Genomic DNA, 15,802 nt, shown 5'->3' with positions numbered 1-15,802 from the left:
AATATGATGATGAAAAATATAAAAATAATCTTCATTTTGCTCATAGCTGTTTTAACAGGTTGTAGCGATGATCTTTTAAATAAAGAACCCTTATCAGAAGTAACCGAAGATAATTTCTTCACTAAAGCAAGTGATTTACAATTATATACGAATGGTTTTTACAGAATGTTACCCAGTACCTCTATTTATAACGGAGATGCCAGAGCTGGCAATATTTTGGAGACCACTTTAAGCGAAGAAATGCGTAGCGCCAGAACCATCCCAACTACTGGCGGTGGTTGGGATTGGGGATATCTTAGGGATATCAACTACTTTCTTGAAAATTATCAACGTGGTGACGATGCCGCTGCAATTGCGCATTATGGTGGTGTAGCACGTTTTTTTAGAGCCTATTTTTATTTTAATAAGTTGCAGCGTTTTGGGGCTGTTCCTTATTACGATTACACAATTAATCCAGATGATCAGGAAAGTTTACAGAAACCAAGAGACAGTCGGCAGTTTATTGTGGATAAAATACTGGCAGATCTTACTATCGCTATAGAAGATTTAAACGAAGACCAGCAATTGTACACCGTAACTAAATACGCAGCTCTAGCCTTAAAATCCAGAGTAGGACTTTATGAAGGCACTTACGAAAAATATAGAGGCATTAGTGGGTATGAAACTTATTTAGAAGCTTCAATAGATGCTTCTAAAGAGCTGATGAATAATTCACCTTATGGAGTATTTAGTTCAGGAAATCCAAATTCAGATTATTTAAATCTGTTTAATTCGCATGATGCGGTGGGTGCAGAAGTTATTTTGGCCAGAGAATTCAACACCGCGCTGGATGTAGATCATAATGTAAATTATTACACCACAACGTCCTCTTACGGAAGACCGGGAATGCCTAAGGATCTGGTAAATACGTATCTCAATGCAGATGGCAGCAGGTTTACAGATTTGCCAGATTATAATCAGATTTTTTTTACTGAAGAGGTCGCCAATCGTGATCCAAGACTATCACAAACTATTCGAACTCCTGGTTATACGCGTAAGGGGCAAGCCCAGGAACTTCCCCCTAATTTGGGAGCTACTGTTACAGGTTATCAAATCATAAAATATGTTACAGAGCCTCAATACGACACCAATGATCAGTCCATTACCGATTTGCCCATCTTTAGATTTGGTGAAATTTTATTGAATTTTGCTGAAGCTAAAGCTGAATTGGGAACAGCAACACAAACAGATATAGATAATTCTATAAATGTACTTAGAGATCGTGTTGCCATGCCACATCTTGTGATTGAAGCAGCGAACAATGATCCAGATCCCTATATGCAAAATCAATATCCGCAGGTAAAAGGTAATAATGCCGGACTATTGCTTGAAATTAGAAGAGAGCGCAGGATAGAATTATATATGGAGAATTTCTTTTGGGATGATATCGTTCGATGGAAAGCAGGACAATTTATCACAAGACCTTTACGAGGATTATATGTTCCCGGCCCTGGGGAATACGATTTTGAAGGTGATGGTGATACAGATGTAGTGTTTTATGAAGGAGACGCTCCGGGAAATCAGGTAGAAGGGATTCAATATTTAAAACTAGGCTCAGATGTGTATTTAAGCGACAATAATCTTATCGATCCGCAGCCTAATTTTAATAACAGGAGCTTTAATGAAAATAAGGATTATTTATATCCAATCCCAAGAATCGAGTTGCAATTAAATCCAAATCTTGAACAAAATCCCGGTTGGGAATAACTTAAAATGATGAAAAATAACATTTTAGGAGCTTTACTTTTTTTCGTTGCACTTACCATATATGCACAAGAGAAACCATTAAAGATGATGAGTGCCAATATTAGAATGGCTACTGAAAAGGATGGAATTAACTACTGGAACTATCGTCGAGACTGGTTTACTGATATGGTAAAATTTGAGAATATCGACGTCTTTGGAGCTCAGGAAGTATTGTACTCACAGTTAGAAGATATACAGCATGGATTAGAGGATTATGCACATATAGGTGTAGGGAGGCAAGGTGGTAAGAATGGGGAATTTTCGCCTATTTTCTATAAAAAAGATGCATTTGAAGTTTTAGAAAGTGGTACACTTTGGTTATCGGAAACGCCAGAGAAAGTGGGATCTAAAGGATGGGATGCCGCGTTGCCAAGAATTGTAACCTGGGCTAAATTCCGAAGAAAGAAAGATGGCAAATTATTTTTCTTCTTCAATACCCATTTTGATCACGTGGGGACCGAAGCGCGCAAGCAAAGCGCCATTTTAATTAGGAAGATTATAGCCGATAAGATTACAGAAGGCACTCCCATTTTTGTGACGGGTGATTTTAATGTTCCACCTTCTTCTGAAGCTTATAAAACAATGGTTTCAGATAATGGCGAAAATTTAAAATTACTGGACACAAAATTAAAAGCTGAAAAGCAATATGGGCCAAGTTATACTTTTAATGGTTTTCAACTAGAACCTGATGAAGATCGAGATCGTATCGATTATATTTTTTTTCAGGGAGATGTAGCTATTAAAAGTTATCAGGTCTTAGATGCCCAAAGGGGAGCAAAATTTATATCAGACCACTTTCCTGTGCTTGTTGAAGTTTATTTGAAGTAATTTTTAGTTTGTGTTGTATTTATGTTTGTAGAAATGCCGATTTTTCGGCATTTCTTTTTTTAAAGTAACATAATTTAATCTAATCGCAGGCCACTTATGATCTATATCTGGGTTTAAGTACGCATGTAAGCTTAACGCAGGGAGTACAAATTAGAAGTAATCAAAGCTTCTATTTACGCAATACAATTTGCTTCTTACCGGCACTAAATGATCTTTTGGTTATCCCAAATAATAAAAAAAGGATGCCCTGTAGTTTTTCACCTACTTTTTCACGGAGTTGAGCATAAGCTCTGGTCATCTGGTTTTCCACCGTTTTGATGGAAAGGTTAAGGTGTTCGGCAATCTCGATATTGGTTAGCCCTTCGTTTTTGCTAAGCATAAAAATCTCTTTACATCTGGGATTTAGGTTCTCAATTTCCTGTCTCACCTGATGAATAATTTTGTCCAAATCAGATTCTTCCTCCTCGATCAAAGTATTTATCGCGGTCATATAATCTTTTTCTAAGTTCAAAATGAATTTACGATGCTTGTATTGATCTAAAAACTCATTGTATACAGAGCGGTAAAGGAAACTACGGATACTTGAATCTGTGCGAAGGGATGCTCTTTTTTTCCATAACCGGAGCATCACATTTTGAACCATATCTGCGGCCATATTGCGATCCTTACAAAAACTATAGGCATAGGTACAAAGCTTTTGGTGATAACAATCCATTAAATACGCATACGCATTTTCTTCACCATGTCGCAATGCTTTTACTAACTCAGCTTCTGTTTGATAATTGGTTCCAGAGTGCCTTTCCATTCTTTGTTAAAACTTTATTTTTATTTGTTATAATGGGTAAAATTAATAAAAAGTTATCAAAACATTAGGGGTATTTAACTTTGGAATCTTATTAGCTATAAAACAAAAGAATTTTAATGAATTCCCAGATAAGGCATTTTATTGTAAAATATTTAAATCATTCGGCTTCAGAATCTGAATTAGATGAGTTGTCGAAATGGCTTAAAGATCCCGCTCACCTAAAGCAGTTTCGGTCTTTTGTGCGAATTGATTATGCTATAGACCATATTATGGAAGATTTTAATACGGAGCAAGAGAAGAAAGAACTTCTTTCCAGAATTCGCAAAATGCAGCAACATACAAAGGTTAAGAAATTATGGATGCGCATTTCTGGGGTTGCCGCTTCAGTGCTTATTATGGTTTCACTTTATTTTTTCTTTGAACGGGAAACGGAGCAATCGGCAGTCGGTGTGAACCCAATTCTTACCAATAATCAGATCGAAACCCTTAAAAAGAAAGCAGTGCTTGTTACCGAGACGGGTGAAGAAATTACTTTAGAAGAGGGGAGTTTTGTAAAAACCCACAATGCAAGTAGTAATGAAGAAGGATTAGTATATAACAAAAGTGCAATTAATAAAAGCAAAATTACTTTTAATAGATTGACTGTTCCTCGTGGTGGGCAGTTCTTTGTGAAACTGTCTGATGGAACAGAAGTATGGCTTAACTCAGGAACAGAATTAAAATACCCGGTACATTTTATTAAAGGTCAAAGTCGTCAGGTTGAGTTGGTATATGGAGAAGCTTTTTTTGATGTTTCTCCCAGTAGTGAGCACTTGGGGGCAGATTTTAAAGTGGTACACCAACAACAGGAAATACAAGTGTTGGGGACAGAATTTAATATAAAAGCTTATCCTACAGATGACGATGTATATACCACTTTGGTTGAGGGCATGGTGAAGATCAATACACCTGAAGACAGCTTTGTTTTATCGCCTAAACAGCAGTCCACATTAAACTTAAAGACCTATACACTTTCTATAGATTCGGTTAATTTAAAAGAAGAAACTTCCTGGGTTAATGGGGAGTATATCTTTAGGCAAAAGAGCCTAAAGGAAATCATGTCCGTACTATCCCGCTGGTATGATATAGATGTCGTATTTGAAGATCGTGGTTTAGAAGATGCAAAACTTGTAGGGAGAATTCAAAAAGATCAGGAAATAACAGAAATTTTAGATCGGATTAAAAATTTCGGCATTATTCAGAACTATGAAATCAATGAGAAACAAATAATATTAAAATAAGCATCATTATGATAAATTCATTTTCAACAAAAAGAGCATAAATTTTTATGTAAAGAAAAAAAGGGAACGAAGTTCAAATTTTCGCAGGTTCAAACTTCGTCCCTTTAGACTTGATCAGTTAAAGCAAATAATAACCAATACAATTCAAATTTATGAAAATTAAATTGTTCAATGTCTTTAGCTCTGAGATATTTTTTAGGGTCAGGAAGCCATTTTTATTGATAGTCATGAGAACATTCTTACTCTTATTTTGTACAACAGTTTTAGGATTCAATTCTGACTTTAGTTATTCTCAGGCAAAAGTGAACATTGATTCCCCCCGGGAAGTTACCGTAGATGAGGTGTTCCAGATTATTACAGATCAAACCAACTATAATTTTCTGTATCCTGATGGGCTTTTTGCAGGTTTGCCCAAAGTGAAGCTTATTAAAGGCCTCATTAAGGTTGATAGACTTATTGCCAAAAGTATTCCTGCCGGAAGATTTAATGTGGTAATATCTAAGGATAATACTATCATCATCGAAAAAGGTGTAAACGGGGATCAAATCATGGTGTCGGGTACGGTAACCGATACCAGAGGGGCACCCATACCCAGTGTTACTATTAGAATAAAGGGAACAAATAAAGGAGCTATAACAGATTTTGACGGAGGTTTTAAAATCCAGCTACCTTCAGTGGATAATGTCTTGGTATTTAGTTCGCTAGGTTTTAAAGATAAAGAGGTGCTAGTGGGGGATAATCTCGTTCTGGACGTGGTTTTAGAAGATGATGTCACTAAGCTTGAAGCCGTCGAGGTGGTTTCTACAGGTTACCAAAAAATATCAAAAGAACGCAGTGCGGGAGCTTTTTCTAAACCGGAACTGAGCATCGCAAAAGACCGGGCCTATTCTATGAATATCCTACAACGTATAGATGGCCTTGTTGCAGGTTTAACCATTAATAATTCACCGGGTGCTTCAGATAATCCGTATTTAGTGAGAGGATTAACCAGTTTAGGCACTTTTAGTTCTGATTCTAACAATCCCACAGGAGCAGGAACAAATAGGGGACCTTTATTTGTTGTAGATGGTATCCCTACCAATAATATCTCCTATATAAACCCTCAGGATGTAGAAGATATTACCGTTTTAAAAGATGCTACGGCTTCTTCTATATGGGGGGCAAGGGCCTCTAATGGGGTAATCGTGATTACCACAAAAAAAGGTGATCAAAACAGTAAGGTTAAGGTGTCGTATGACGTTTTTACCAATATTCAGGGAAGACCAGATTTGGCTTATCAACCCTATATGAACAGTTCAGAATTTATTTCGAACGCCAGGGAAGTTTTTGACCCTGTAGCACATCCCTATGCAGAGCAAAGTGCCTATGTTTTTGAAGGAGGGGGCATTCCTCCGCATATGCAAGTTTTATACGATGAATATAGGGGGGTAATTTCCTCTGGCGTCGCTAATGCCAAATTAGACAGTTTATCAAGTATTTCCAATAGGAGCCAAATAGATAAACTTTGGTACAGGCCGGCTATGCAAACTAATCATACACTTAGCCTGTCGGCTGGCGGGAGTAAACATAGCGTATATGGTTCTCTAGCCTACACCGATACAAAATCAGATCGTCCCGGTGATTCAGACCGGCTTTATAAAGTAAATATTAGACAAGATTTTACATTTAATGATAAAATAAGTACTTATTTAATTACAGACCTTACCAAAACCAAGGCAGTAACCAAAAATAATTTGGGGATAACCTATAGTAGCATGCCTTATCAATTGTTTAGGGATCAAAATGGAAATAATATGGACATCCCCTGGTTAGGGATGCTTTCAGAGGAGGTGCGTGCAGATTTTGAAGCCCGGTCCCAAATAGATTTAAATTACAATCCTTTGGATGAAAGGAAGTGGTCAGACGAAATTTCAGATGCCTTGAATGCACGTTTAATTGCAGGCATTAACGTAGAGCTTTTTGATAATTTGGAATTTGATGGTACGTACAGTTACATCACAGGTGCTAATAAAGTAACTACACATACAAGTCCCGAAAGCTATATTGTACGTAGTGAATTGGCTCAGTTTACAGTAGCTGATGCTCCCGGGGACACACCAATATACTACCTGCCAAAAGATGGTGGTAGATATGTAGAAGGCAATTTGGTACAAAAAAATTATACCGTTAGAAATCAATTATCCTATGATAAGAGTTGGAATGAAGGGCAACATCAGCTTTATGCTATACTAGGACAAGAGGCACAAGAACAATTAACAGAGTCGTCAACTTCAACAATCAGAGGATATGACTCTTTACTGCTCACCTCTCTACCTTTAGATTATGCCACATTGATGAATGAAGGCATTGATAACACTGTAATGCCCAACAGTGGTACCCGAAGTATTCTGGAAAATAATTATTTCTCAAAGTCAGAAGTATTAAGCCGTTTTACTTCATATTACGGTAATCTGTCTTATACCTTAAATAGACGATATACCTTAAATGCGAGCTGGAGACGTGATAAAAGTAACCTGTTTGGCCTGGACAAATCGGCGCAAAATAAACCAACCTGGAGTGTTGGTGGTAAATGGAATATAGGCAGAGAAGGTTTTTTTACTTATGTGTCGGCGGTTAACTTTTTAGAAGTTAGAGCAACGTATGGTATAACGGGTAATGCACCTATTCCAGGCATATCTTCTTCTTATGACATTTTACGTCCACAAACCAATTACACCAATATTGGTAATACCGTCGTTCCTTTAACGCTACAAACACCCGGTAATGATAAGTTAACCTGGGAACGTACAAAAACGATAAATTTTGGGGTGGATTTTGGTTTGTTTGATGTTATAGACGGTTCTGTAGATATTTATAAAAAGAAAACAAATGATCTTTTAGGCCAATTACCACTTAACGTCTTTTCCGGATTTTCTTCAGCGATCGGAAATTTTGGAAGTATGGAAAATAAAGGGATTGAGATTACCTTAACCACCTCAAATATAAGAACTACAAATTTTGACTGGAAGACCATATTTACACTTGCCTATAATGATAATGAAATCACGGAGCTTCTATTGCCAGGGGACGTTGCCACAGGAAATCAAAAAGTTGATCTTTCTTATTTAAAAGGCTATCCGGCTTTCGCCATATTTGCTTATGATTATCAAGGGCTTGATGAAGAAGGCGATCCTTTAATTAGACTCGCCGATGGTACTGTAACCAAAGAACCCAATATAACCAACCCAGAGGATATACGGTTTATGGGCACTGCGCAGCCTATCTGGAGTGGAGGTCTTTCTAATATGTTTAGATATAAGGATTTTAGTCTAAACGTTAATGCGATATACAATTTAGGGCATGTGATGAGGCGTGATGTAGTAACTAATTTTACCGGTGCTTTAGAAAGTGTTCCTTATAGCGATTTTGCCAATAGATGGAAACAGCCGGGAGACGAATTGGTTACAGATATTCCCGCTTACGATCCTGCAGGTACTTTAACAGGTGATGTTCGTGATACCGATTATTATATAAAGGCGAATACCAACGTTCTGGATGCATCTTATATAAAATTAAGGGATATCACATTGTCTTATGCTCTCCCACAAGATTTTCTGAATAGAATACGGGTAGATAATTTATCTCTAAGGTTATCTTTCTCAAACATTATGCTCTGGAAAGCTAATGATTATGGTATAGATCCTGAATTTCAGTACTCAAGTTTCGGTACGGGCATTCGCAACATAAAGAGAAATCAAGGTAGTGTCGCCTTTGGTCTACATCTGGCTTTATAATATCAAATACTAAAATACATGATTTTCAAAATAAACAACATACATTTTTATGGCTACCTGGTGCTTACCCTATTTCTGGTAGCCTGTAGCGATGACTTTTTAGAAGTAACTCCCAAGGGCAATTTAATAGCTCAAAATGTAGAAGACTATGATCGCCTGCTGGACGATTTGTCACTGCTCACTATTCCAGATGTTACCATACCTCTGGGTGATGAAGTTGCAGCAATAGACCCATTTTTCTCTAGTGAAGAATTACGTACCCGACGATTGTTTAAGTGGGAGGCAATGGTTTATAACGAAGGACAAAATTCTCAGGAATTAGAGGGGTTGATGCCCATTATCTATAACTATAATAAAATAATTAATGAGGTACAGGAGGCCCGTAACGGTACCGAAAGCGAAAAATTAGAATTGGAAGCCGAAGCTAGGGTAGGCAGGGCTTTCACCTATTTTACCCTCATAAACTATTATGCAAAACCCTATGATCCTGCTACCGCAAGTTCAGATTTGGGATTTCCTATTGTGATCGAAAATGATATTACAGCGACCGATTATACAAGAAATACCGTTCAGGAAGTTTATGATTTTATCATTGCCGATTTAGATGTTGCCGTGCCTTATCTGTCTGAAGGTATTGACCAGAGGCACAGGGCTTCTGCTGCTGCTGCTGAAGCATTGTTGGGTAAAGTGTTAATGTTTCAGCAAGAATTTGATCTGGCTTTAGAGCATTTTGATGCTGCAATTGGCTATTTGGAAAGCTCATCACTTGATGTCGCTTTATACGACTACAATACCGAATTCTTAGAAGGAGGGGTATTTACGCCCATAGATTTTTTATTTGGTCCTTCTTCAGTACTTCGGCAAGACGATACCGAAATTATCTATACTAAAGAGATAACCAATGCGTGGGCATTTATTAGGAATGAATTGGTTATAACTCCTGAAACAGCCAATTTATTTAAAGACTCAGATCTACGTTTAAATTTTTATAGCGATACTCAATTTTTTGGCACTGAACCTTTTTATCCAAATGGGATGTTGCGAAAAATCGGTCCATTTATTCAACGTGTTGGGATCTACTTACCAGATATTACCTTGTTAAGAGTAGAAGCCAGGGCCAGATTGGGCTTATTAGAAGATGCGACTCAAGAACTGGAAGCATTTAGGGCTAAAAGAATGTCGGCAGAAGAAGTAGCAGTACCCACTGAAATAGCCACTGATAAAGACAAGCTGGTTGAATTTATCTTTGAAGAAAGGCTTAGGGAATTTGCATTAAGCGGTTACAGATGGTTTGATATGAGAAGGTTATCTGTCGATCCAGAATATAATGACCTGGTAGGCTATACCCACAGGCTATACAATCCGGAAGGAGAGGTTTTGGAGACGTTTATGTTGACCAAGGAACGCTTTGCACTGCGATTTGGAGATGTAGTAACCTCTCAAAATCCAAACCTTATTGAAAATCCATAAGAATGAAATTAATAATAATGAGAAACTATTTTTTAGTATTGATCCTGCTATGCGCTTTGGTAAGTTGTAAACAAAAGGCTGAAAATAAGTGGGACTATACCATTTCAGGTGTAGTACCCATTGGTAAAGGCTTTGATAAGGCCGTGATGTCTTATCCGCTCGATGATAAAGGAGGGCCCTATGCGGCAGATACCACGGCAATTGTAGACGGTACATTCAAATTTGAAGGTAATATTGGCAGACCACAACTGGCAGAGCTCAATTTGATAAATGCAACTATAAATACCCAGGAGGATGCAAGTATGGAAGCTGATGATATGGGGTTAAAGAATGTAGCTCTTTTCTATTTAGACGGAAATATCACAATCACTTTTGATGACGAGGGCATGGCTTCTTATGATGGAGGTGGTGATGAACAATCCGCCTGGCTGCAATGGCAGGAAATGAGTGAAAAAATGAATGAATCATTGAACAGGCCTATAAGTTTAGAAGACATACAGGCACTTGTGGGAAAATTTGTGGAAAAGAACCCAGATCGCTACGTAAGTGTTGATTTAATGGATCTTGTCACTCAAGGGGGGATCCAATATAATCTGGTGCAGCCCATGTATAATGCACTTAGTAAACGTATGAGAAACTCTCCTAAAGTAATTGCCTGGAAGCCTGCACTGGATAAAGCCAAGAAGTACGAATCTGGAGAAATGGAAGCTCCAAATTTTAAAATGAACGACCCGGAAGGTAATCTGGTATCACTTGAATCCTATCGCGGTAAATATGTACTTCTGGATTTTTGGGCTAGTTGGTGCGCACCGTGCAGGGCAGAAAACCCTAACGTTTTGGCCGCTTATGAAAAATATAAGGATGCTAATCTTACCATTCTCGCTGTATCCATTGATAGTGATAAAGACGCCTGGCTTAAAGCCGTAAAAGAAGATAATCTTCCCTGGAAACACGTGAGCGATTTAAAAGGATCGGCCAATGAAGCTGCAAAAGCCTATGGAGTAGGAGCCATTCCCGATAATTTTCTTATAAACCCGGAAGGAAAAATTGTAGCCCGAGGTTTGAGGGGGCAGCTTTTACACGATAAACTTGAAGAATTACTGAAGTAGAAAACTAAAAGATATTGATATGAAAAAATTACTGCTAATCCTTTTAATGTCTGGCTCGGTCTGGGCACAAGGAGAAGATCCAAGTACCTTTAATTACGAGGACTTCAGTCTGCTGCCAAAGGTGGAAGAAAAAGAAGCTTATTATGAAGCCATGTTGCGAGCGTCCAATGACAAAGAGCAGGCGCAGCAAGATGAGTATCTTACTGCCCTGGCCGTCGGTTGGCTGGCCAAGGGAAATGAAGAAAAATATCGGTATTATATGAAAGATAATCCCGAAATATCCTTCGTCAATCTGGTAAATCTTATTTATGCCTTAGAGTATCTGGAAAATGATGAGAAATATGCAAAGCTTGTGGAAAGCGTATCCAATGAAACTATAAAAAAAATAGAAGAAGAAGCAGCTGAAGATGATCTCACAAAAAGCCGGATGCAGGTATTGTTAGAAATCAATGCAATGGCCAATGCTATACTGGGACATGCAGAAGTTGCACAGCAATCCATGGAGCGGGCATCAGCGCTTAAAGGGGATAGGGAATCAAAGTATTTCAAAGACTCAAAAGCAAATTATTACAAACGCTATGCAGCGGTTTTAGTAGCACAGGGGGAGCAGGAAAGAGCCTTGGACACCCTTACTACTGCGGTGAGTAATGCAGATTCAAATCCAGAATCTGTAGCATTATTAAAAGATATTTACACCGCAGTACATGGGAACGGTGAAGATGTGGATGCTCTTGTACAAGCCTTGCAGCAAAAGGCCTATGAACACTGCTATAAAGAAGTAGAAAAAAAATACATTACCAACAGCAATTTACCATTTAACGGAACCATACCCAATCCCGCAGATCCTGACGAAAAGTTGACCATTTTTGAGGCAACCAAGCCTGTTTACGAGATTTCGTTGCCAGATTTAAATGGAAAACCGGTAAATCTTGCAGACTATAAAGGCGATGTTTTGGTAATTGATTCATGGACCACCTTGTGCACACCTTGTGTTGCCGCATTTGCCGGCTTTGATCTTGTGGTAGAAGAGTATAAAGAAGAAGCCTTTCAGCTTTTTGTTATGAATTTGTTTGAACCCCAAAAAACGGTAAAAAGCTTTGTAGGCCGAAAAAACATAGATCTCGATGTATTGCAGGATGAACCTAATACCACTTATCAAATCAGGGCTACTCCTACCAAAATCATTTTTGATCCGCAGGGTAATATTCGCTTTTACAGTTCAGGGTATGCGGGCTCCACCCATAGAGAATACTACAAATTAAAAGCAATGGTAGAAATTGTAAAAAAACGTGCTTCGATTTAATAATCTAATATGTTGATTCAAAGTAAGATAATGATATATAAGTTAAATATTTTTCCTATGCATTTTTCTATAATTCAAAAATTGGCGGGGCATATTTAAGAATATGCTCAAGTAGGCCTGCTTCGACATGATTTCTCGTAAATCATCATAGGGCAATACGAAGACTTAGAACATTTCATCTCGATAATCGAGTAATAAATATTAAAATTTTATACAGATGAGAAAACTCATTTTCACCCTTTTGGTACTAAGTGCATTTAAGCTCTTAGCACAAGAGGAGATTGTAACAAAGAACACATTGCAAAATCTACAGGAGGAAACTAACCAAACCGTTCTACATGATAAAATAGCGGCTTTAGAGAATGGTACAGCAGAAGACCTGAATGTGTTGATCGAATATTATGATCAAGAAGAGAACGACGCAAAAAAAGATGCGATGATCGAAAGGCTTATGGTAAAATACCCGGCCAGTGAATATGCCAGAATGAGACGAATGGTTTCCTTTCTTGATATTACCGGTGCTGAAGCCATGGAAAAGCACCTTAAACCTATGATTGAAAAGTACCCGGGGATAAATCTGGATATGGAAAAAAATCTGGTAGCTGCCGCTTATGCTGAAGAACCAAATGAAGATAAAGTCTTTGAGTACATAAATGCTATAGATGATAAAGTGTTTAGGATTTATGTAGTCGCAAATATACTCGACATTGTTGATCCTATTGATAGTGCTATGGCTCTAGAGATTGCCGATTCTTCATTGAAGGATGCTCAAAACCTAAAGGTAGAAAACCTTAGCAGTACCCTCAAGGTAGATCCTAAGCTTGCCTATTCTTCCTTTATTGCTAAATATGCTAAACTACTTTTCAAAGCGGGAAAAGATCAACAGGCGTACCAATACGTCAAAGAAGCCCTGAGCTGCTTAAATTATAACAGTTCTGGCGAAGCCGAAAATCCGGCAGGTCTTAAGGAATTGTTAGAGATCCGGGCCTTTTTAGCATCAAGCTTAGAGGACAACTATGAGGAGTCATTACCTGTTTTAAGCCAAATGATCAAAGAGGGTAAATTTGAAAAAAAATATATCGATCAGGTGCGTCTGGGCTATGCTTCCTTAAACCCGGACAAAGATGTTGAAGCTTATATCGATTACTTACGTAAACAGTTTACAGATAAGATCAGGTCTGAAGTTAAAGGGCTTATGATTAATGAGCAGGCACCAGATTTTTACGTGACCGATATTGAAGGGAAAAAAGTGACCCTTGAAGATTTTAAAGGTAAAACTATTGTATTAGATTTTTGGGCGACCTGGTGTGGGCCGTGTGTAGAGTCTTTTCCTGCAATGCAATTAGCGGTAGATCGCTATGCCGATGACCCATTAGTCGAATTCTTGTTTATACATACCTGGGAGAACGTTAAAGATCCGCTTAGCGATGCGCAGCAATTTCTTAAAAAGAGGGATTATGACTTTGATCTTTATATGGATACCATAGATCCTGAGACTAATCGTCCGCCGGCAGTTACAGCTTTTGGTGTGGTAGGGATTCCTGCAAAGTTTATTATCGATGGTTGGGGACAAATCCGTTTTAAACTGGAAGGCTTTAATAAATCAGACGAGGAGGCAGCAGAAGAAGTAGTGCAAATGGTTGAGCTTGCCCGTGAATAGTGAAATCCAAAAATAGAGTTATTTAGGAAAATGCTGATTGAAGTCTTTCAAACAGGAAGTTATGGTCAGCATTCCTGTCATACTCTCTTATGGCTAGCTTTTTGCGATAATACTCGTTTAATTTGGTCTTATCAAATCATCATTCGTTAAGTTTAAAATAGTCCATATAGTATGGATATAATGAGCTCTAATTATCAAAACAAACCCCTTTTAAAACAAAATATATGAAACCTACATTTCTTTTTTTGACCCTTAGCATGTTCGCATTTATGGGTTTTTCGCAAGAGGAATATCCCGTGAAATGGAAACAAAGCAGCGAGGCTATTGATGAATTAACCTATAGTGTACAATTTGAAGCTCAGATAGATGAGCCTTACCATATTTATCCTCAGGGAGCAAATTCTGGAGGAATGGGGATGCCTACGCGATTCCTTTTTGACGAAAACCCTAATCTTATCATCATTGGGTCTACCGAAGAAAAAGGTGTTGAAGAATCTAAAAGTAAACCAAAATCCTACTACAAGAAGAAGGTAAAGTTTACTCAAGTAGTAAAGTTGAAGGAGCATACCGAGACTACCTTTAAAGCTACCGTCAGGTTTATGGCGTGTACCAAACAAATGTGTTTGCTTCCGGCCTCAAAAGAGTTCAAGATAATTTTGGGTCAATAAAGATCCATAAGGGTGATTATAATTTCATCCTAATATTAAATACTAAATATTATGAAAACGAAACTTTGTATGCTGTTGCTATTTGTGACAGCTTTTGTACAGGCACAAATTTTTGAACCGGTTACATGGGAAACCGCTGTGAAAAAGATATCAGATACAGAATATGAGTTATCAGCGACTGCCAAAATTGAATCAGGATGGCATCTCTATTCACAGTCTGTTCCCGAAGGCGGCCCCGTGGCCACCAGTTTTTCTTTTGAAGGGAATAGTAATTACCTTAAAAAAGGCAACACCACTGAAGAAGCAGGTCATACCATAAACGATCCTATTTTTGAAATGAAAATAAAATATTTTGCAGATAAAACAACCTTTAAGCAACGGGTGAAGATTCGTAATACCGACGCTTTCCAAATAAAAGGTACTGTTACCTTTATGGTGTGCGATGATAGCAGATGTTTACCCCCTTCAAGTGTAGACTTAGTATTCAACATAAACTAAATTTTCATGCTAAAAACAGGAAGGCTATTCCAGGCGTCATTACTACTATTTCTTTTATTTACAGTAACAGGAGGTGCTCAAATATTAAATCCGGTAAAATGGTCTACTACTACCGAAAAAATATCGGATACTGAATATTATTTAGTAGCAAAAGCTATCCTGGAAGATGGATGGCATTTATATTCTCAAAACGTACCGGATGGCGGTCCCGTTGCCACCACATTTATCTATGATGATAGTGAAGGCAATTTTAGGATTGTGGGCAATACACAGGAAGAGGATGGGATTGTGGTTGAGGACCCGGTCTTTGAAATGGAAATAAAATACTTTGCAAAAAGCGTAATATTTAAGCAGAAAATTGAATTGACTGGCGAAGTGAAAACTATTCAGGCATTTGTAGAATTTATGGTTTGTGATAATACACGTTGCTTACCTCCCGGTGAAGAAGAATTGATTTTTAATCTTTTAGAACAGACATCTGCGGAAACCGTTACGGGTTCAACCAAATCAGCAAATGACCTGTCTCAGGAAAAAGAGCCGGAATCATCCCGTGATTTATTCACGATTTTTATCCTGAGTTTTTTAGGTGGTTTTGCAGCGTTGCTGACGCCCTGTGTGTTCCC

12 protein-coding genes are annotated in these 15,802 nt (G+C 38.0%); 11 read left to right on the top strand and 1 reads right to left on the bottom strand.

What is annotated here, in order from left to right:
- Nucleotides 1-9 precede the first annotated feature (9 nt).
- Both L1967_RS19360 and L1967_RS19355 read left to right on the top strand, forming a co-directional pair.
- The gene (locus L1967_RS19360; RefSeq protein ID WP_249603154.1) at nucleotides 10-1,746 is read left to right on the top strand and encodes a RagB/SusD family nutrient uptake outer membrane protein; all 1,737 of its coding nucleotides are present in this window, start codon (nucleotides 10-12) and stop codon (nucleotides 1,744-1,746) included.
- A 6-nt stretch (nucleotides 1,747-1,752) separates the two neighbouring features.
- Nucleotides 1,753-2,613, top strand: a complete 861-nt coding sequence (locus L1967_RS19355) for an endonuclease/exonuclease/phosphatase family protein (protein WP_249603153.1) — start codon at nucleotides 1,753-1,755, stop codon at nucleotides 2,611-2,613.
- Nucleotides 2,614-2,782: 169 nt separating this feature from the next.
- Here L1967_RS19355 and L1967_RS19350 read toward each other — a convergent pair whose 3' ends face one another.
- Entirely contained in the window at nucleotides 2,783-3,418 is a 636-nt protein-coding gene (locus L1967_RS19350) for an RNA polymerase sigma factor (protein ID WP_249603152.1), read from the bottom strand.
- A gap of 116 nt (nucleotides 3,419-3,534) precedes the next feature.
- On the opposite strand from L1967_RS19350, the gene L1967_RS19345 reads away from it, so the two are divergent.
- From L1967_RS19345 to L1967_RS19305, 9 genes are all read left to right on the top strand, one after another.
- Entirely contained in the window at nucleotides 3,535-4,698 is a 1,164-nt protein-coding gene (locus L1967_RS19345) for a FecR family protein (RefSeq protein ID WP_249603151.1), read from the top strand.
- 302 nt (nucleotides 4,699-5,000) lie between these two features.
- Nucleotides 5,001-8,471, top strand: coding sequence for a SusC/RagA family TonB-linked outer membrane protein (locus tag L1967_RS19340; protein ID WP_249603150.1), 3,471 nt, complete (start codon nucleotides 5,001-5,003; stop codon nucleotides 8,469-8,471).
- 18 nt (nucleotides 8,472-8,489) lie between these two features.
- Nucleotides 8,490-9,941 (top strand): RagB/SusD family nutrient uptake outer membrane protein, encoded by a 1,452-nt coding sequence (locus L1967_RS19335; RefSeq protein ID WP_249603149.1) that lies wholly within the window; start codon nucleotides 8,490-8,492, stop codon nucleotides 9,939-9,941.
- Nucleotides 9,942-9,943: 2 nt separating this feature from the next.
- Nucleotides 9,944-11,050, top strand: a complete 1,107-nt coding sequence (locus L1967_RS19330; RefSeq protein ID WP_249603148.1) for a TlpA disulfide reductase family protein — start codon at nucleotides 9,944-9,946, stop codon at nucleotides 11,048-11,050.
- A 19-nt stretch (nucleotides 11,051-11,069) separates the two neighbouring features.
- Complete coding sequence (locus tag L1967_RS19325; RefSeq protein WP_249603147.1) at nucleotides 11,070-12,353, top strand: TlpA family protein disulfide reductase; 1,284 nt, start codon at nucleotides 11,070-11,072, stop codon at nucleotides 12,351-12,353.
- 217 nt (nucleotides 12,354-12,570) lie between these two features.
- The gene (locus L1967_RS19320) at nucleotides 12,571-14,013 is read left to right on the top strand and encodes a TlpA family protein disulfide reductase (RefSeq protein ID WP_249603146.1); all 1,443 of its coding nucleotides are present in this window, start codon (nucleotides 12,571-12,573) and stop codon (nucleotides 14,011-14,013) included.
- Between the two features lie 224 nt (nucleotides 14,014-14,237).
- Nucleotides 14,238-14,681, top strand: coding sequence for a protein-disulfide reductase DsbD domain-containing protein (locus tag L1967_RS19315; RefSeq protein WP_249603145.1), 444 nt, complete (start codon nucleotides 14,238-14,240; stop codon nucleotides 14,679-14,681).
- 51 nt (nucleotides 14,682-14,732) lie between these two features.
- Nucleotides 14,733-15,179: a protein-disulfide reductase DsbD domain-containing protein gene (locus tag L1967_RS19310; RefSeq protein WP_249603144.1), complete on the top strand. Its 447-nt coding sequence runs from the start codon at nucleotides 14,733-14,735 to the stop codon at nucleotides 15,177-15,179.
- Between the two features lie 6 nt (nucleotides 15,180-15,185).
- A partial coding sequence (locus L1967_RS19305) for a protein-disulfide reductase DsbD domain-containing protein (RefSeq protein WP_249603143.1) occupies nucleotides 15,186-15,802 on the top strand: 617 nt, incomplete at its 3' end.

It is taken from the genome of Zunongwangia pacifica, assembly GCF_023499215.1.
In the GTDB taxonomy this organism is placed as follows: Bacteria; Bacteroidota; Bacteroidia; order Flavobacteriales; family Flavobacteriaceae; genus Zunongwangia; species Zunongwangia pacifica.
Note: the sequence above shows the minus strand (reverse complement) of the source record. Positions and strands in the feature narration are given on the sequence as shown.